Origin of the sequence: Mycetocola tolaasinivorans, from assembly GCF_003667565.1 — a bacterium.
GTDB lineage: Bacteria > Actinomycetota > Actinomycetes > Actinomycetales > Microbacteriaceae > Mycetocola > Mycetocola tolaasinivorans.
In genome coordinates, this window is record NZ_RCUX01000004.1 from 174,071 (window position 1) to 192,164 (window position 18,094).

Below are 18,094 nucleotides of genomic sequence, written 5' to 3' on the forward strand. Positions count from 1 at the left end.
CTCCCGCGCCGCGGCAATGTGTCCGCACACAAAGGCGGGGCGGGGATCACAACGTGATCCCCGCCCCTTCCTGTTGTGTATGAAACCTAGCCGACGAAACCGATGCGGCGGGTTTCCTCGGTGCCGAGCTCGACGTAGGCAACCGATGCGGTGGCGATGATGTAGCGCTTGCCCTTTTCGTCGGTCAGGGTGAAGTGCGGGGTGCCCGAGGCGATCGCGTCGCCGACGATCTTTTCGACGTCTGCGGCGGACTGGCCGGCCTCGAAGCCGAGCTCGCGGGGGCTGTTGATGATGCCGATACGGATATCCACGTTGGTGCCTTTCGGTTGCCGGGGAACGAATCCTGAAGTGATTCCAGCGTACGACACCGCCGGGCTCCGAATGCCTCATCCGCGCGTGCCCAGAGCGAACACGGTGCGGAAGCCCATGGGTGCACGGCCACGGGGTGAAACCGCGGGTGAGGATCGCGCGGGAGTACTCGTTCCGCGCGGTGTCTTCCCGGCACCATCGGTGGTTCGCGCTAGTTTGAGGGGGTGAGCGAAACCGAATCGGACCCCCGTGCCACCTCCGCCCGGCTGACCGCCGGGCTGGACGCCAGTCAGCGCGCAGTGCGCGACCTCGCCGATGGCGTGCACGGTGCCGTGCGCGGAGCCCCCGGCTCGGGTAAGACCCACACCCTCATCGAGGTGGTTGCCGATCGCATTCTCGAACGCGGCTACTCACCCGAAGACGTTGCCGTGCTGGCCTCCGATCGCCGCTCCGCGACCGCACTGCGCGACGTACTGGCACTGCGCATCGACCGCCCCACGCGGGGTCCGCTCGCCCGGACGCTCGGCTCGCTCGCATTCAGCATCGTGACCGAGGCGGCCGTGCTCGCCGGTGCCACCGTTCCGCGCCTGCTCACCGGTGCCGATCAGGACACCATCCTCGCCGACCTCCTTGCGGGCGAGATCGAAGACCCCGAATCCGCGGTCGGATGGCCCGAGAGCCTCACCCCCGATGTGCGGGCGCTCAGCGGCTTCCGCACCGAGCTACGCGAGCTGATGATGCGCCTTGTCGAGACCCGTACTCGGCCCGAGGAGCTCGCCCGGCTCGGTGAACAACACGGCCGCCCGGAGTGGGGCGCCGCGGCCACGTTCATCGCCCGATACGAGTACGTGATGGACCAGTACACCCAGCCCCGGCTGGATTCCGCCGAGGTTATCGCCGAGGCCACCACGCTGCTGCGTGAGGGGCGGGCGCGCGTACCTCGCCTCCTCATCGTTGATAACTTCCAGGAGCAGGGGCCCGGCACCCTCGGATTTCTTGCCGCCGCGGCCGCCGCAGGCAGCACCATCCTGGTGTTTGGCGACCCGGATGTCGCGAGCGCCACGTTCCGCGGATCGGATCCCGGCGCGATCTCCGCGCTGAGCACCGTGCTGGGTGCCCCGGTCGAGAGCTTCCGGCTCGACTACGTGCACCGGCACGGGCCCGAGCTGCGGGCGGTCATCGCCGAGCTGAGCGACCGCGTGGGAGCGGCCGGCCCCGTGGATCACCGTCGCGCGCGCTCCGTTCTCGCGGCGGCGAATGCGGCAAACGCCGACGGCGATACCGCTGACGCTGACGCCGGGCCCGCTGCCGATACCGGCTGGAGCATCCCGAGCACCGTGCCCGTGCTGCAGATCCGTGCCTCCTCGCCGGCGGCCGAACAGCAGGCGATCGCCCGGGTGCTGCGTGAGCGTCACGTGTATCACGGCGTCCCGTGGTCGCAGATGGCGATCGTGGTGCGCTCCTCCGCGTCGATTCCGGTGCTGGCGCGTGCCCTCGCGATGGCCGATGTTCCGACCTCCGCCGACACCGCGGGCGAGGCCCTGCGGGAGCGCTATGCGGCCCGCGCGATCATCCTGGCGCTGGCCGTGGCCCTCGGCCGGATCCCCATTACCGCCGCCCGCTACACCGAGCTTCTACTGGGCCCGCTCGGCGGATTCGACGGTATTGGCCTGCGCCGGCTGCGCCGCGCCCTGCGGCATGAAGAGCTCGTGGGTGGCGGCCACCGCGGCTCCGACGATCTGCTGATCGAGGCGCTCGCGGCACCGGGCCGCTTCGCGACCCTCGATACGCCGGGTGCACGTCGCGCCGATCGCTTCGCCGAAACCCTCGAACTGGTGCGGGTCGGCTACGCCGCCGGAAACAGCGCCGAGGAACTCGCCTGGATCGTCTGGGAACGCAGCCGCCTCGAGGCCATTTGGACCGAACAGCTCGGCAAGGGTGGCCTGCTCGCCGAGGAGGCCAACACCAACCTCGATGCCGCGGTCGCCCTCTTCACCGCCGCAAAGCGCGCCTCCGAGCGCGACCCCGACGCCGACGCGGGCGTCTTCATCGACACCCTGCTCGAGGCCGACCTCGGTGAAGACTCCCTCGCTCCGCGGGCCCGTGGAGAGGCCGTCTGGATCGGCACCCCCAGCGCCGTGGTGGGCCGCGAGTTCGACGTCGTGGTGGCCGCCCGGGTGCAGGGCGGTGCCTGGCCGAACCTCCAGCTGCGCGGCGCGCTGCTCTACCCACAGCTGTTCAGCCAGGTGGTTGCCGGGCTTCCCACCCAGCACCTGGACGCCCGGGCCGAGCTGCTCTCCGATGAGCTGCGCCTCTTTGTACTCGCCTGCTCACGGGCGCGCACCCAGCTGGTTATCTCGACCACCGACAGCGATGATGAGCAGCCCTCGCCGTTCCTGCGATTCCCCACCATCGATTCCGCCCCGCGTCGCTCCGGCACGGGCGAGTACCCGCTCACCCTGCGCGGCATGGTGGGGGACCTCCGCCGCCGCCTGGTGCGGGCGCACACGGCCGGCGATCCGACTGCCGCAGCCGAGGCCGCCGCCCTGCTCTCGCGGCTCTCCTCCGAGTGCATCTCGGGGGCAAACCCCGACACCTGGTACGGTCTTGCCGAGCCCTCGACCACCGCCCCGCTGGTAGACCTCTCCAACCCGGATGCTCGGGTTCGAGTCTCTCCCTCACGCATGGAGACCTTCGAAAAGTCGCCGCTGAACTGGTTCATTGAGGACGTCGCCCGGCCGCCGAGCACCGTCGCCGCGGGCATCGGCACGATCATTCACAAGGCGTTTGAACGTGCGGGAAAGATCCCGCACGACGATCTCACCGCGGCCGATATTACGCCGGAACGACTCTGGGAGCACGTGTCCGAACGCTGGGGAGAGCTGCGCTTTGAGGCACCCTGGCTCGGCGAACGTGAACGCGCCGGGGTAGACGAGGCGCTCACCGGTGTGGCCGCATACCTCGGCGATGCCCTCAGGTCGGGCAGCATCGTGCTTACCGCCGAGGGCGGCTTCAGCCTTGAAACCGGTCAGATCGTGATCGGCGGCTCGATCGACCGCATTGAACGCCGGCCGGCCCTCGGAGACGATCCCGAACCCTCGATCGTGATCATCGACCTCAAAACCGGGCGGACCATCCCCACCCAGAAGTCGATGCTCACCCACGCTCAGCTCTCCGCCTATCAGCTCGCGCTCTCCCGTGGCGCGGTGTTCACAAAGGTGTCGGATAGCGCGGAGTCGGGCACGGCGATTCCCGAGTCTGAACCGGCCACGGCCACGACCCCGACTGCCACAACCCCGGCCGAGCCCGCGGTGCGTCGGCACCCGATCACCGGGAAATCCGGCGGCGCGATGCTCCTCTACGTGCGCACCCCCACGGTGAAGGCCTACGTCGAACGCACCCAGGAGCCCGCGACCGAGGAGGAACTGGCGGCCTTCGAGGAGCGCGTCGAAACCGTGGGCACCGGCATGGCCGCGGCCACCTTCGTGGGCATCTTCGGTGAGGGCGACCACGACCCCCTCACCCGCCTGACCTACCGTATCCACCTCATCGCGGCAGTATCGGAGTAAGCGCAGATGACAGCATTCAGCACCCCTGCCACGTTCAGCGCGCTGGAGATCGCCGCGATCCTGGACCTGCCCACGCCCACCGCCGAGCAGATCGCCGTGATCGAGGCCCCGCTGGAGCCCGCGCTCGTGGTGGCCGGCGCCGGCAGTGGCAAGACCGAGACGATGGCGAACCGCATCGTCTGGTTGCTCGCCAATTCGCACGTGCGGGTCTCGGAGATTCTCGGCCTCACCTTCACCCGCAAGGCAGCCGGTGAGCTCGCCGAGCGCGTGCACGAGCGCATCACCGAGCTGCGTCAGGCCCTCGCCGAGCGCGGCGTGCAGGGCGTCGACATCGACGTCCTGGAGGCCCCCACCATCTCGACCTACAACGCCTTCGCGAGCGGCATCTTCCGCGAGTATGCGGCCCTGATCGGACGCGAGGCCGATGCCACCGTGATCGGTGAGGCTTCGGCCTGGGCGCTCGCCCGGCGGGTGCTGATCGAGAGCTCCGACCCCCGGCTGATCGAGTCCTCCCGCAGCCTGCCCGCCCTCGTCCAGGGTGTGCTGCGCATCTCGCGCGGCATGAGCGACAACGATGCCCGCGAGCATGCCGATCGCATCGTGAACCTCGCCCGCGACTTCGAAAAGCTCACCGAGCTGCCCATCAACGATGCGGCGATGGGCACCCGCAAGCGAGGCCCGAACAAGGACCTGGTGGCCGCGGCCACCGATATCGGCGAGCTGCCGATGCTGGTCGAGCTCGCCGAGGAGTATGCGGCGCGTAAGCGCAGCCGCGGCTTCATCGAGTTTTCCGATCAGGTGGCCCTCGCCCTCGAAATCGTGCGCACGCTGGAGCGCGTTCCCACCGAGTACTGCGCCCGCTACCGGGTCGTGATCCTCGATGAGTATCAGGACACCTCGGTGGTCCAGACCGAGCTGCTGTCGCGCCTGTTTGGTGGCCACGGGGTCATGGCGGTCGGCGATCCCAACCAGTCGATCTACGGTTGGCGCGGGGCCTCCGCGGCCAACCTCGCACGCTTCTCCCGAGACTTCTCGGTGGCGCGCACCGCGGGGTACAGGCCGGCCGATACTGCGGCCCGATACACGCTGTCTACCAGCTGGCGAAACCCGGGCCTGGTGCTCAAAGCCGCAAACACCCTGGTTGGCAAGCTGCCGGCTGCCGAGGGCGTCCCGGTGAAGACCCTCGTCCCGGCCTCCTTCGCCGGTGATGGTGCGGTCTCGATTGCGTTCGAGCAGACGGTGGAGGATGAGGCCGAACGGGTCGCCGAGTGGTTCGTCGCCGAGCTCGAGCGTCCGCGCGGCGATAAGCAGCGCTCGGCCGCGCTGCTCTGCCGCTCGCTTAAGAAGGTCGATCCGTTCCTGCGGGCCCTCGAGGCACGCGGGGTGCCGTACCACGTGCTGGGTCTCGCTGGCCTGCTGGATCAGCCCGTCATCGTGGACCTCGTGTGCGCCCTGCGGGTGCTGCACGATCCGAGCGCCGGATCCGAGCTGATCCGTCTCCTCGCCGGCGGGAGGTTCCGGATCGGGCCGCGCGACCTGCGCGCCCTCGGAAACCTCGCGAGCTGGCTGGGGGAGCGCGATCACCGCCTGAAGCGGGTCTCCAAGGAGGTACGCGAAAAGCGTTTCGGATCGGCCGATGCCGAGGACAACCCCTCGCTGGTCGACGCCCTCGACTTCCTCGACATCGCGGCGGATGATCACCCCGCCCTCGCGGACATCACCCCCGAGGGCCGTGCGCGAATGCGCAAGGCCGCACGCCTGTTCACGAGTCTGCGCCGCCGTGCGGGGCTCGGGCTGCACGAGTATGTGGGGCTCGTCTCGCGCGAGCTGGATCTCGATCTTGAGTCCGCCGCCAATGAGCATCAGGTGCTCGCCGGCCCGAGCCTCGAGGCTTTCGCCGAGCAGATCACCTCGTTCCTGCAGGTGGACGAAACCGGCACGATCGGCGCGTTCCTCGAGTGGCTCGAACAGGCCGAGCAGCACGAAAACCTCAGCCCCCGCGGTGAGGAGCCCGAACCGGGCACCGTGCAGGTCCTCACCATTCACGGTGCCAAGGGCCTCGAGTGGGACAGCGTGGCCGTGCCGCGCATGGTAGCCGGTGAGATGCCCGGCACCCCGCGGAGCCGGCGCGGCTGGACGGCCTTCGGCGAGCTGCCCTATGAGTTCCGTGGAGACTACGCCGAGCTGCCCGATCTTGCCTGGCGCGGGCTCGAAAGCCAGCCCGAGTTCGAAACCGCCTATGCGGCGTTCGGCGAGCAGATTGATACCCAGCACTCCGAGGAGCAGCGCCGCCTCGCCTACGTCGCCGTGACCCGTTCGAAAGACGCCCTGCTGCTCTCGGGCTCATTCTGGGCGGCCGCGGTCAAACCGCGCGAACCCGGGGTGTACCTGCGGGAGATCGCCGGCAAAGTAGACACCGCGTGGAGCGGCGACGACCGCTACTCGGAACCCGACCTCCCGACCGAACCACTCGAGAAAGAGAATCCGCGTACCGACCAGATCCGCAGCCTGGTCTGGCCACGAGACCCGCTGGGTACCCGGCGTACCGCGGTGACCGCCGCGGCCGCCGCCGTGCGCGCGGCCAGCCCCGTGCGGATCTCCCGCGCGAGCGAAAACGGTTCCGAACCCCTCAGCGAGGATGCCCGCAACGTCGATCTCCTCCTCGCCGAACGTGAACGTCTCCTGCGCGGCGAGGACTCCCGGGTGGAGCTGCCCGCGCGCATCCCCGCATCCCGGTTTAAGGACTTCGTGATCGACCCCATCGCGGTGGCCGGACGCATTGCCCGCCCCGTGCCTGAACGCCCCTACCGCCAGACCCGGCTGGGCACGCTGTTCCACGACTGGGTTGAACATCGCGCGGGTATCGTCGGATCGCAGGAGACGATCGACGCCGCCGCCTGGGAGCGCGATGATGAGGAGCTCGGCGGAACCCTCGCCCCGGTGGCCGAGGCCGAGCGCGAGCACCTGGAGCGCCTGCAGGAGACCTTCCTGCGCTCGGAGTGGGCAGACCTGGCACCGATCGCGGTCGAAATCGAGATCAACTATCGGCTCCGCGACAAACTCATCATCTGTAAGCTGGACGCCGTGTATGAGCGCGAGGGCCGCATTCAGATCGTCGACTGGAAAACCGGCAAGGCACCGCGATCGAACGACGAGCTGCGCGAGCGGCAGTATCAGCTCGCGCTCTACCGCGAGGGATACGCTCGTTTCACCGGTACCGACCCCCGACTGATCGACGCCGTGTTCTACTACGTGGCCGACGACCGTGTGATCCGGCCGGAATCCCTCTCGGACGCCATCGAACTGGAGTCCGCCTGGGAGAACGCGGTGGCCATCCACGAGGCAGCCGGACGCCCCTGATCCGCGGCGCGAGAGGGGCGACCCCTGCGTGGGTGACGTAGGTATGGCGACGATTCGTGACGGCTGGCCCCCGAATGGGGCTCTATCACCGGGCAGAGCGCGACCCTACCCTGATACCAGATGACCGGCGTGTCAGACGCTGGTCGCTAGGCAGTCCGGGGGGACACCGATGAATGAACAGCGTCGAGAAACAATAATAATATCCGCCAGTAAGATGATCGCAGCGTCGGGGCTTGCGGGAGTGAGTATCGCCGGGGTTGCCCGGGAAGCGGGGTTCGGGCCCGCTACCGTGTATGCCCTGTTCCCGGCCAAGAACAACCTGATCGCGGCCGTGGTCGAGCACGCATACGCGGGGCTCGCCCGGCGATTGCGGGAGGCCGTGGACGATGGCGATCCGCAGCGTCTGTCACGCTCCGCCGCCGAACGGTTGGACACCCTCGTACGGGTGTTCGCCGAGACGGTGCTGCGAAAGCGTGCGCTGGCCACCGCACTGCTGCAGGAGCTCGCCGGGCCCGAGGTGGTGATGCAGCGCGTGCAGTGCCGGCGTGACGCGGTGGGAATCGTGGAGCGCATCCTGTGGGACGGCATGGACTCGGGAGAGCTCCCCGAACAGCCAGCCTCCCTCGTGGCCGGGGCCATCGTGGGTGCCCTCATCGAGGGGCTGGTGGGGGCGAGCTCGCCCACCGCCGCGGAACTCGCGATCGATCCGGACGGGCACTACCCGTGCGTGGAGGCGCTGTCTCGCTTCGTATGCGGGGCGAGCGGGCTTCCCACCGAGCAGCTGGTGGCGCACTAGACAGACGGCGAACGGTACCGGCCCCGAGTGGGGCGGTACCGTTCGCCGGTGTGTGCCGCGCGATTCGAGCCGCTCAGGCGCTAGCGCTGGGTATCCGGGTTCGAGTCGACCGGCGTGATCTCGCGGGTCTCCTCGTCCTCGGGGCGAACCGGGGCATCCGTTTCGGCACCCGCGTCACCGTCGGTCTCGGATGCGGACTCGGGGTCGCTGAGCGTCGGGACCGGTCCGGTCTCCTCGCGCACGGGCTCCTCCTCGTCGAAGTCGTAGGTGTCGGTCTCCATCCCAATCTGGGCGTCCGACGGTACGGTCTTCGGGGTGCGCGTCAGCAGGGTTTCGACGTCCGCCACCGCGAGCACCGGGTCCGTGGCCGGGTTGATCGGCTCCGACAGGTTGCCCAGCACGCTGTCCACCAGGCCATCGAGGAGTCCCACGGCATCCTCGACGATCTCCTGATTTCGGGTGTCCAGGCCGTGCAGCAACCAGCGGGCCAGCTCGAGCTCGGCGTGCAGCAGGGCGCGCTGACGGATGAAGCGGTCGGGCGTGCGCGTGCAGGCCAGGCGATACGCGGCAAACACGTCATCCGCGGCCTCGGGGGCTGCGCTCAACCAGTGCAGATCGCGTGCGGGATCGCTCACGCGCAGCCCGCTCCAGCCGATCAGGCCACTCACCACGGGCCCCACCTCGTGGTCGGTGATGAGGAACGACTCGGCGCTCAGCGTGCCGTTGACCACCACGGGCTGGAACTGCCACAGCATGTCGTCATTGGCGGCGTCGCTCCAGCGCTGCCGGATGGCCGCGGGCAGACGCCGGGTCGATGCGGCACGCTCGATCACGTTCAGCGCCTCGTTTCGGCACTGCGCGGCGGTGAGCGCGGGCAGACCGATCTCGGTCACGAACGAGGCGGGCAGGGTGTGGATCGCGGCGATCGCCCCACCGATCGAGGTTGCGACGCCGTCTCCCGGCGGAATATAGGCGGCGGGCACCTGAAAGCCGGGCAGGTAGCGGGACACCACGATGCGTCCCGGGGCGTTGGCCGCCTGGCCCACCACGGTGGGTACCTCGAATGGCAGACGGCTGCGAATACCGGCGGTCATGGCCTGCAGCGCGATCAGCTCGATGGCCTGTTCGCCGGCGGCGCGCTCGGTGTTGGGGATGCGGATCACGAGGTCCTCATCGGTGGCGGTTCGCAGCAATGCGGAGTCAAAATCCCCGGTTCCATCAAGCTGCAGCGGTCCGCTTGCTCGCACCGCGAGTCCGGGCACGGCGGCGGTCGCCAACGCGGCTAGAGTTAAATGCGATCTGACCATGTTCTCTAGGGTAGATCGCGAAGGCCCACACCCGGTGCCGCCACGCCCGTTCCGAGAGGGAGCCCATGCCCAATAACACCCAGGCTGCAGCCGATCGTCCCGACTCCTTCGGGCTCCTCGCCGACCTTCCCCTCTCGCGCAGCGGCGTGGATCGGGACTATACGACCCGCGAGATCGAAACCCTGGCCGACGACCTGCGGGCCGATCCCGATGCGCGCTACCTGCTGATGCGCGGCGGCACCACCGCGGTTGAGCACGGCCGTCTGCGACTGTTTCGAGCGAGCGAGCTGCCCGCCGATGTTGCGGCGCTGGCCCCCACCTTCCTCGGGCGGGTGCAGGATGCCGAGGCCGGTATTCCGCCGCGGGCACGCGTGTCGAGCCTCGACCTGGACGCCCTGAACCCCGAGGGTCCGGCCGCCGATCCCGCGGTGCCGACCCCCGCCGACGACGCCGCCTCAGCGGCCCATGCCGAAGGGGAGTGGGGCAGCCTGCGCGACTACGGTGCCGTGTTTGGGGCGTTGGATGCGGGCCTGTTGACCGAGGCCCTCGCGCTCGCAAACTGGCACCGCTCCAGCACCTTCTGCTCGCGCTGCGGCCACCGCACCGCGCTGCGTCAGGCCGGATGGTCGCGCCACTGCCCGAACTGTGGTGCCGAGCACTTCCCGCGGACAGACCCGGCCATCATCGTGCTCGTGACCGATGCCGAGGATCGCGTCCTGCTGGGCTCCAACGCCCTCTGGCGTGCGGGCCAGTACTCGCTACTCGCCGGATTTGTGGAGGCCGGGGAGTCCCTCGAACAGGCCGTCGTTCGCGAAATCTTCGAGGAGGCCGGCGTGCGCGTGGTAAACCCCGTGTATCGCGGATCCCAGCCGTGGCCGCTGCCGCGCTCGCTGATGCTCGGCTACACCGCACGCGTGGCCCCGGATGCCGACCCGGCATCCGCCATTCCGGACGGTGAGGAGATCCTCGACCTGCGCTGGTTCTCCCGCGAGAGCCTGCGTGCCGAGGCGACGACCCTCACCCTGCCCGGAAAGACCTCCATTGCGCGCGCCCTGCTCGATGACTGGCTGATCGCGGATGGTGGCCCGGACATTCAGCGCGTCCAGGAGGGCGGGACCGGGGCCCCCTGGGCATGAGCGTGACGCCCTCCTCCACCGATCCCGAGGCGCTCCTCGCCGGTCTGGACCCCGAGCAGCGCGTGGTCGCCGAGGCCCTCGGTGGCCCCGTGTGTGTGCTCGCCGGTGCCGGCACCGGAAAGACCCGTGCCATCACCCATCGCATCGCCTACGGTGTGGCTACCGGCGCGTTCGCGGCCAACCGCGTGCTGGCGCTGACCTTCACGACCCGTGCGGCGGCCGAGCTGCGCTCGCGCCTCCGGGTGCTCGGCGCGCACGGGGTGTCCGCGCGAACGTTCCACTCCGCGGCGCTCAGCCAGCTCAACTACTTCTGGCCGCACACCGTGGGTGGCGCGTTCCCGACGCTGATCAGCGGTAAGGGTAAGCTCCTCGGGCAGCTGGCCGAGGCTCGACGGCTGCGCCTGGATACGGCGGCGCTGCGCGATCTGGCCGCCGAGATCGAGTGGCGAAAGGTCAGCGGGCTGAGCATCGAGCAGTATGCGGCCTCGGACCGCCCGGGAATCGGATCGATCTCTCTCGAGCAGGTCGCGGTCCTCCAGCAGGGATACGAAGACCTCAAGGACGAGCGACGGCAGCTCGACTTTGAAGACGTGCTGCTCGCCTGCGTGGGCATGATCCACTCCGAGGCCTCCGTCGCGATGCAGGTGCGCGAGCAGTTCCGACACTTCGTGGTGGATGAGTACCAGGACGTTTCCCCGCTCCAGCAGCAGCTCCTCGACGCCTGGCTCGGGCCGCGCAACGACCTGTGCGTCGTGGGCGATGCCAGCCAGACGATCTACACGTTCGCCGGGGCCCGCTCCTCCTATCTGCTCGATTTTGAACGCACCCACCACAACGCCACCATGGTGCGGTTGGAGCGCAACTATCGATCCACCGCCCCGATCATTCGCGATGCGAACGCGCTGATGCGCGGACGCCCGGGCGCACTGGAGCTGCGTGCCGCCGAGCCCGATGCGGCCGGTAGCGACCCGGTCGCCACCTCCGCGGGGCGGGGTGGAGCCTCGGCTTCTCCGGCTCGACTGGCGGCTCCCGCCCCCACGGCAGCGCGCTTCCGCGACGATATTTCCGAGGCTCGCGCCATTGTTACGCGCATTTTGGAGCTGCGCGAGGGAGGCATGGATCTCGCGGATATCGCGATCCTGTTCCGCGTGAACGTGCAGTCCTCGGCGTTTGAGCAGGCACTGACCGAGGCGGAGATTCCGTTCCGCATGCACGGAGCGACCCGCTTCTTCGAGCGCCCCGAGATTCGCCAGGCACTCATGGAGCTGCGCGGGGCCTCGGTGTCGATCATCGGTGAACCGCTGTTCAAATCGGTGAGTGACGTGCTGCGTGCTCACGGCTGGACCGTGGACGCCCCCGAGCAGCCGGGTGCCATGCGGGATCGCTGGGAGGCCCTCAACACGCTGATGAACCTCGTTGATCGCGCCGCGCCGGGCACCACGCTGCGCGCCTTCACCGACGAGCTCCTGGAGCGCCAGGCTGCCGGTGCGGAACCCACCCAGCAGGCGGTGACACTCGCGACCATCCACTCGGCGAAGGGTCTGGAATGGGAGACGGTGTTCCTCGTGGGCCTCAGTGAGGGGCTGATGCCCATCACCTATGCGACCACCGACGAGATGGTCGAGGAGGAACGCCGGCTGATGTACGTGGGAATCACGCGTGCACGCACCCGCCTCATGCTCTCCTGGGCCGAGGCGGCACCGCGGGGCGGCGGGCTGCGGGCACCCTCGCGCTTCCTTACCGAGATGGGGCACCCGCCCCGGTAGGAACCCCCAGGTTCTCGGCCGATCCGAGTGCCCCGCACCCGCACTCGGGGTGGGCAAGAACGGGCTCGCGCCTCCCGCTCACCGAGCTGCCATCAACGAGCAGCGTGGCCGCGCGCAGCTCGCGGGTGTGCGCCCGCAGCCGGCTGTGGATCGCGGCCAGGATGGGGCCGATCGCGAGTGTTGCGAGTATCGAGGTGGCGCTGGCCGCCGTGCGCCGATGGGCCTGGACCGCGAGCGCCGGCCATGCGGGGTCGGCACCGGCCGCATAGCGTTGCGCGCAGCCGATGCAGGGCCCGGTGCCGGGTTCAACCAGCGGACCGATGCGGATGTGGCGATCGTGGCAGACCACGGCGAGGTGCGGGATATCCCGCGCGAGCCAGGGCGCGTAGCGGTGCGGCGGGATCACATAATTATCAACCAGCAGCACGAGTGCCGGCGCGGCTGCGCGGGTGCCGCGCGACGAGGCGTCCGTTCCAGCGCCGGTGTCCGTGCCCACGCGGGTGCGTGGCGGATCGAGCCGTGCGGCATCGGCGATGCGGGCGATACTCAGGGCGAGCGGATGGGAGCCCGCAATGGCCCAGCTTCCCTGACCGACGGTGGGGTCTGCGCCCCCGAGGCCCGCGTCATCCGCTTCTGCGGACGCACCGGATGCGCCGATGGGCTCTCCGGCGGCAAGAGCATCCGTGGCCGGCATGCCCTCGAGTGCCGGGCGCAGCGAGTGCAGGAGCGCGTGCACCCCCGCCCGGCTCAGCCCGGCCTCGCTGCCGAGGCGTTCGAGTAGCGTGAGCGAGGCACCCGCCCGGAGCGCCCCCAACAGGTGCTCGCTTGCGGGCGTCACCAAATCGAGGCGCACCACGGGTGGGTCAAACCCCAGCTGAAGCGATGTCGGGGTGCGCCAGAGGAGCGGGAGGTGTGGATTGAGTCGAAGCGTCATGACCCTAGTGTGCGCGCAGAGACTCCGCACACCCGGGGAGACCCCTGAGCTTTCAGATAAAGCTCAGGGCCTATGCGGCGCCGGGGTTGGTGTCGGTCTCGGTATCGGGCTGATCCGGGGACGTTCCGCCCGTCTCCCCGCGCAGCAGGGCGTCGAGTGCCTCATCCATCTCATCGCGCTCGGGGACCTCACCGCGGGCGAGGGCACTCAGACGGTTGATGAACGCGGCGGGGTCGTCGATATCGGCGGCGGTGGGAACCAGGTCGGGGTGTGCCCAGAGGGCGTCGCGCGCCTCGGTACCGACGGCATCCGTGACGGCCTGCCACAGTGCGGCGGCCTCACGGAGACGACGCGGACGCAGTTCGAGTCCAACCAGGGCGGCGAATGCCGATTCGGCGGGGCCACCGGTTGCGCGGCGGCGACGCACGGTTTCGGCGATCGCCTGGGCGCGCGGCAGTCGCACGGTGGCCTGGGCGGTCACGATGTCCACCCAGCCTTCGATCAGCGCAAGCGTTGTCTCGAGTGACGCGAGGGAGGCGAGCTGAGCCTCGGTCTTCGGCGGAATCAGCGAACCGTTACTGAGGGCCGAGCGCAGCTGCTCGGGGTTGCCCGGATCGAAGTCCTCGGCGAGGGATTCCATCGCCTCGATGTCGATGCTGATACCGCGGGCGAACGAGGTGATCGCGGAGATCAGGTGCAGGCGCAGCCAGCGGGCATTACGGAACAGGCGCGCGTGGGCCAGTTCGCGTACCGCGAGGTAGAGCTGTACCTGATCGGCCGGGATGTCGAGGCCCTCGCCAAAGGCCGCGATGTTCTGCGGCACGAGCACGGCGTGGTTGTCTTCCATCAGCGGGATGCCGATGTCGCCACCGGAGACCACCTCGCTGGAGAGCTGCCCCACGACCTGGCCGAGCTGCATCGCAAAGAGGGCACCGCCCACGCTGCGCAGCATCTGGCTGGCGCCGGCGATCATTCCCTGAAGCTCCTCGGGAGCCTGCTCCTGCAGAACGCGGGCAAGGGCATCGGAGATGCTGGAGGCGACCGGCTCGGCAACCTCCGTCCAGACGGGCATGCTCAGGCGGGCCCATTCGGCACGGCTGACGAGTGAGGGTGCGGCGCTCAGCTCGGAAAACGTGGTGGCGTCGGCGAGCCAGAGTGAGGCGATGTTGAGCGCCTGCTCGAGTGCGTGACGCTGTTCGGGGGTGGTCTCTACTCCCTGAGCATTGGCGATCTGGCGCGCCTGATCTCCGGCGACCGACCAGTTGATACCGCCATCGCTGGCCCCGCGCATGGCATTCTGGAGTTGACCGAGCATCGCCGCGAGGGCGGCCGGATCAGAGGGCAGTCCGGCGGCACCGGCGAGCTGCGAGGGGTCAATTCCACCCTGGCCCGAAATGAATCGGTTAAGCATCTCGCGGAACTCGTCCTCGGGGTTGCCTGCGTTTTCGTCTGGCACGTGTGCCACCTTTCCGAATGCTCCAAGTAGCCCTTTCTACGCTACAGGGCGAGCCCGAGGCCGCGGCCGGTTTCGGGCGATTTATCGTCCGCCCGCCGCGAACACTCGCACGGCACGAGCGGTCGGATGCGCGGCCCAGCGAGCAGAATCATGGTTGGATGGAGGAAACGCTTGGCCGCAGCACCGATTGGATTCTCACCATTACCCCGCAAAACTCGGACACCCCGGACACTCACGAGCCCCGCTCGTCGCGCCCGTCCGAGGAATCGAGCGAGCACCGAGACGCCGGGACGGAAGCATCGGCGGGCACCGCGGCTGCTGTGCCCGATCCCGCCCTGGCGCTGCCCAGCTTTCCCGCCCCACCTGACTGGCAGGATCCAGACCCGGAACGCGCACTCCAGCAGCTGGTCGGCGAGCCCGAGCCACAGATCGCTCGGGCAAACATCGGTCTTGCGATCACGGGCGCGGTGCTGTTCCTCCCGGTCGGTGCGTTCGGCCTGTGGCAGAGCCTCGCCGCCTCCGGCAGCATCTCACGGGGGCAAACCGAGCGTGCTTTCACCCAGGTTGGGCGCGGGAGAACGCTCTCCATCGTCGCGGTGTGCGTCGGCGCGGTGGGATGGCTCCTGCTGTTCCCGCTCGTGCTGATCCTCGCGCTGGGCGCGGGAATCAACGGTAGCGGGATCATGGCAACGCACGTGGTCTCCGTCTCTCCGGCGCCGGGTGCCTCCCACGTGAGTGTCGAGATCACTGGGACTACCGCCACCCAGGCGACCTACTCGCTCCTGCTCGCAAACGGTGAGACCCGGGTGGTGGAGTTCCAGGATGAGTTTTCGACCACGATGGAGCTTCAGCCGGGGGAGTACGCGGAGATCCAGCTGTCGAGTGATGATCCCGATGCGAGCGTGGCCTGCAGCATCCGCACCCACGAGGGCCGCGTGGTGTCCGAGCAGGGCAGCACTTTTGCACTGTGCGGTGTCAACGCGGCGGAGTGATCGCGCCGTACCGGGTAAACACAGCATTCTTGGGGTTTGTAGACTCTAGGCTGGACGTCTATGCGGCCGCGATTGCGGGACGCATGGTTTTCGTGTTGAAGAAAGGCCACCGTGTCGCTATTTGAGCAGCCCCACATCGAGCAGACCTCCGCGGATCCGCAGTCGCGCCGTCGGCGGACCGGCTGGGTGTTTCTCCTCGTCGCGATGGTGCTGCTCCTCGTACTCGCGTTTGCTCCGAGCACCTACCTGGTGCAGCAGCCCGGACCGGTAGAGAACACCCTCGGCACGACCATGGTCAATAAGAAGGAACTGCCGATCATCGAGATCAACGGTGCCGAGACGCACCCCACGACCGGTAATCTCGACCTCCTGACCGTGCAGCTCCTTGGCGACCGCGAACGCCCGGCAAACTGGCTGAACGTCATCTCCGCCTGGTTTGATCGCACCCGCACGGTGGTGCCGGTGGATGCCGTCTACCCCGCCGGCGTGACCACCGATGAGCGCAACCAGCAGAACCAGCAGCTCATGGTCGGTTCCCAGCAGGACGCCATCGCCGCCGCGCTGAAGCACCAGGGGATTCCGGTGCAGTCGCACCTTCGGGTCACGCTGATTCAGGGCGGTTCCCCTGCCGACGGCCAGCTGAAGGTGGGCGATGAGGTCGTTTCGGTCAACGGCGTTGCGATGAGCACCCTGGACAGCGTGCAGAAGGCAGTCCAGGACAACGGGGTGGACAAAGCGCTCACAATCGACGTCCTTCGCGATGGCAAGCCGATCAGCGTGAGCGTCACCCCGGCGCTCGCCACGGCGCAGGACGGCTCTACCCACGCCCGCATCGGTATCGGCACCGGTGAGGTCTTCCAGTTCCCGTTCGAGGTGAAGATTAACCTCGAGGACATCGGTGGCCCCAGCGCGGGCATGATGTTTGCCCTCGGCATCATCGACAAGCTCTCGGGTGACGATCTCACCGGTGGCGCGCACGTCGCGGGTACCGGAACGATCGACGCCAACGGGACGGTGGGGCCGATCGGCGGAATCCGGCAGAAGCTCTTCGGGGCGAAGGGTGCCGGTGCCACCTACTTCCTGGCACCCGCCGAGAACTGCAACGAGGTCGTGGGGCACGTGCCCTCGGGCCTTCGGGTATTCAAGGTGTCGAAGCTGGATGATTCGCTCACGGTGCTCAAGACCATCCGCGAAAAGGCCAACCTCGACGCGCTGCCCACCTGTTCGTAGGTCACGGGGAAGCCCATCCGCGAACGCGAGACTCGCGAGAAGAGCGCTCTTCTCGCGGGTCTCGCGTTGTGAGGGGATGCCGCGCCTAGGCGGCCGGCAGCGGTCGACGCGAGACGTGGTAGTGGTTGATCAGCCACTCATCGTCGATACGCAGAATCTGAACCGTGAGGTGGGTTTCTACGAGGGGGCGGCCCGGCGCCGCAAAGTCCACCGCGAGGAAACCGAGGATCGAGTTTTCGCTCGTCTGGCGCACATCGATCGGCGTCACCGTCGGGGTGAGCCCGGCGGGCTGGTGCCCGTAGTAGTCCGCGACACCGGCGCGATCGCGTTCGGGGGTGGGCCGTAGGCCCTGGAAGAGCGGGTCTTCCGTGTAAAGTGCGGCGATCCGGGCGGTGTCGCCCGAGGCGACGGCGTCGCTCCAGCGCGTCATGACCGCGGAGAGGGTATCGCCGGCGGGGGAGGTGTGGGTGGTCAAAACTCGTGCCTGTCTCGAGGGAATGGGGGTTAGTGTCCGGCGCTCTGTCCGCCATCGACGTGCAGGATCTCGCCGGTGGCAAAAGTCGCATCCTCGAGGTACAGCACACCGCGCACGATGTCCTCGATGTCTCCCATGCGTCCCAGCGGGTGCATGGATGCATAGGTTGCGTGATACTCCTCGGGGTGCATCGGCGTGCGAATGATGCCGGGGGACACCACGTTGACGCGGACCCCGCGGTCGGCGTACTCAATTGCCAAACCTCGGCTGGCGGCGGTAATGCCGCCCTTGGTGAGGGTCGCAAGCGCCGCGGGAACCCGGGCATCCGCATGCTCAACCAGGGTGGTCGTGATGCTCACCACGTGCCCGGAACCACCGGCGATGAGTGCGGGCATCGCGGCCTGGGTGAGGTGGAAGAATCCGCCGAGGTTGGTCCCAACGGTGGTGGCGTAGTCCTCCGCGGTGAAATCGGTGAACGGCTTGGATGCGAAGACCCCGGCATTGTTGATGACGGTGTCGATGCGACCGAAGTGCTCGAGTGCGGCGGACACCGCTCGGGCCGCGGTCTGCGGGTCGGCGATATCGCCGGCGATGGTCACGATCTCGGGGTCGGTGCTCGGCGTGATGGAGCGTGAGATAGCCACGACTCCGAAACCGCGAGCGCGGTAAGCGGCGACGAGGGCCGAGCCCATTCCCTGTGATGCGCCCGAAATGATGACGACGCGGTGCTGATTTACCATGAATTTGTCTCCTGTAGACGAACG

General features: G+C 68.5%; 13 protein-coding genes. 7 read left to right on the plus strand and 6 right to left on the minus strand.

Annotated features, from left to right (window positions below; all coding sequences use genetic code 11):
* Window positions 1–86 precede the first annotated feature (86 nt).
* Window positions 87–311: a DUF3107 domain-containing protein gene (locus tag D9V32_RS06260; RefSeq protein ID WP_121648042.1), complete on the minus strand. Its 225-nt coding sequence runs from the start codon at window positions 309–311 to the stop codon at window positions 87–89.
* 222 nt (window positions 312–533) lie between these two features.
* Here D9V32_RS06260 and D9V32_RS06265 point away from each other — a divergent pair, with 222 nt between their 5' ends.
* From D9V32_RS06265 to D9V32_RS06275, 3 genes are all read left to right on the plus strand, one after another.
* Window positions 534–3,878 (plus strand): UrvD/REP family ATP-dependent DNA helicase, encoded by a 3,345-nt coding sequence (locus D9V32_RS06265; RefSeq protein WP_121648043.1) that lies wholly within the window; start codon window positions 534–536, stop codon window positions 3,876–3,878.
* Between the two features lie 6 nt (window positions 3,879–3,884).
* Window positions 3,885–7,238, plus strand: coding sequence for an ATP-dependent helicase (locus D9V32_RS06270; protein WP_121648044.1), 3,354 nt, complete (start codon window positions 3,885–3,887; stop codon window positions 7,236–7,238).
* A 169-nt stretch (window positions 7,239–7,407) separates the two neighbouring features.
* Window positions 7,408–8,034 carry a TetR/AcrR family transcriptional regulator gene (locus tag D9V32_RS06275; protein WP_121648045.1) on the plus strand — a complete coding sequence of 209 codons (627 nt, stop codon included), beginning with the start codon at window positions 7,408–7,410 and terminating at the stop codon, window positions 8,032–8,034.
* Window positions 8,035–8,114: 80 nt separating this feature from the next.
* Here D9V32_RS06275 and D9V32_RS06280 read toward each other — a convergent pair whose 3' ends face one another.
* A complete protein-coding gene (locus D9V32_RS06280; RefSeq protein ID WP_121648046.1) occupies window positions 8,115–9,311 on the minus strand; it encodes a phosphotransferase in 1,197 nt (398 codons plus the stop codon).
* 95 nt (window positions 9,312–9,406) lie between these two features.
* Here D9V32_RS06280 and nudC point away from each other — a divergent pair, with 95 nt between their 5' ends.
* Both nudC and D9V32_RS06290 read left to right on the plus strand, forming a co-directional pair.
* Window positions 9,407–10,477 carry an NAD(+) diphosphatase gene (nudC, locus tag D9V32_RS06285; protein ID WP_121648047.1) on the plus strand — a complete coding sequence of 357 codons (1,071 nt, stop codon included), beginning with the start codon at window positions 9,407–9,409 and terminating at the stop codon, window positions 10,475–10,477.
* Window positions 10,474–12,243, plus strand: coding sequence for an ATP-dependent helicase (locus D9V32_RS06290; protein WP_183086203.1), 1,770 nt, complete (start codon window positions 10,474–10,476; stop codon window positions 12,241–12,243). The genes nudC and D9V32_RS06290 overlap by 4 nt, the downstream gene beginning before the upstream one ends.
* On the opposite strand, the gene D9V32_RS06295 is transcribed toward D9V32_RS06290, so the two are convergent.
* Both D9V32_RS06295 and D9V32_RS06300 read right to left on the minus strand, forming a co-directional pair.
* Window positions 12,215–13,177: a TOMM precursor leader peptide-binding protein gene (locus D9V32_RS06295; RefSeq protein WP_121648048.1), complete on the minus strand. Its 963-nt coding sequence runs from the start codon at window positions 13,175–13,177 to the stop codon at window positions 12,215–12,217. The two genes, D9V32_RS06290 and D9V32_RS06295, sit on opposite strands and share 29 nt — an antisense overlap.
* Window positions 13,178–13,247: 70 nt before the next feature.
* The gene (locus D9V32_RS06300) at window positions 13,248–14,633 is read right to left on the minus strand and encodes a zinc-dependent metalloprotease (protein ID WP_425462000.1); all 1,386 of its coding nucleotides are present in this window, start codon (window positions 14,631–14,633) and stop codon (window positions 13,248–13,250) included.
* Between the two features lie 158 nt (window positions 14,634–14,791).
* On the opposite strand from D9V32_RS06300, the gene D9V32_RS06305 reads away from it, so the two are divergent.
* A complete protein-coding gene (locus D9V32_RS06305) occupies window positions 14,792–15,625 on the plus strand; it encodes a hypothetical protein (protein ID WP_121648049.1) in 834 nt (277 codons plus the stop codon).
* A gap of 111 nt (window positions 15,626–15,736) precedes the next feature.
* Complete coding sequence (locus D9V32_RS06310) at window positions 15,737–16,855, plus strand: YlbL family protein (RefSeq protein WP_245982115.1); 1,119 nt, start codon at window positions 15,737–15,739, stop codon at window positions 16,853–16,855.
* An 85-nt stretch (window positions 16,856–16,940) separates the two neighbouring features.
* Here the strand turns inward: D9V32_RS06310 and D9V32_RS06315 are convergent, their stop codons facing one another.
* Together D9V32_RS06315 and D9V32_RS06320 are read right to left on the minus strand one after the other, a co-directional pair.
* Window positions 16,941–17,330 (minus strand): nuclear transport factor 2 family protein, encoded by a 390-nt coding sequence (locus D9V32_RS06315; RefSeq protein WP_121648050.1) that lies wholly within the window; start codon window positions 17,328–17,330, stop codon window positions 16,941–16,943.
* Window positions 17,331–17,359: 29 nt separating this feature from the next.
* Window positions 17,360–18,070, minus strand: coding sequence for an SDR family NAD(P)-dependent oxidoreductase (locus tag D9V32_RS06320; RefSeq protein ID WP_121648051.1), 711 nt, complete (start codon window positions 18,068–18,070; stop codon window positions 17,360–17,362).
* Between the last annotated feature and the right edge of the window lie 24 nt (window positions 18,071–18,094).

Excerpts from the sequence above, each read along its gene's own strand:
- D9V32_RS06270 (WP_121648044.1), top strand. The coding sequence starts at position 3,885 with ATGACAGCATTCAGCACCCCTGCCACGTTCAGCGCGCTGGAGATCGCC.
- D9V32_RS06275 (WP_121648045.1), top strand. The coding sequence starts at position 7,408 with ATGAATGAACAGCGTCGAGAAACAATAATAATATCCGCCAGTAAGATG.
- nudC (WP_121648047.1), top strand. The coding sequence starts at position 9,407 with ATGCCCAATAACACCCAGGCTGCAGCCGATCGTCCCGACTCCTTCGGG.
- D9V32_RS06290 (WP_183086203.1), top strand. The coding sequence starts at position 10,474 with ATGAGCGTGACGCCCTCCTCCACCGATCCCGAGGCGCTCCTCGCCGGT.
- D9V32_RS06295 (WP_121648048.1), bottom strand. The coding sequence starts at position 13,177 with ATGACGCTTCGACTCAATCCACACCTCCCGCTCCTCTGGCGCACCCCG.
- D9V32_RS06305 (WP_121648049.1), top strand. The coding sequence starts at position 14,792 with ATGGAGGAAACGCTTGGCCGCAGCACCGATTGGATTCTCACCATTACC.
- D9V32_RS06320 (WP_121648051.1), bottom strand. The coding sequence starts at position 18,070 with ATGGTAAATCAGCACCGCGTCGTCATCATTTCGGGCGCATCACAGGGA.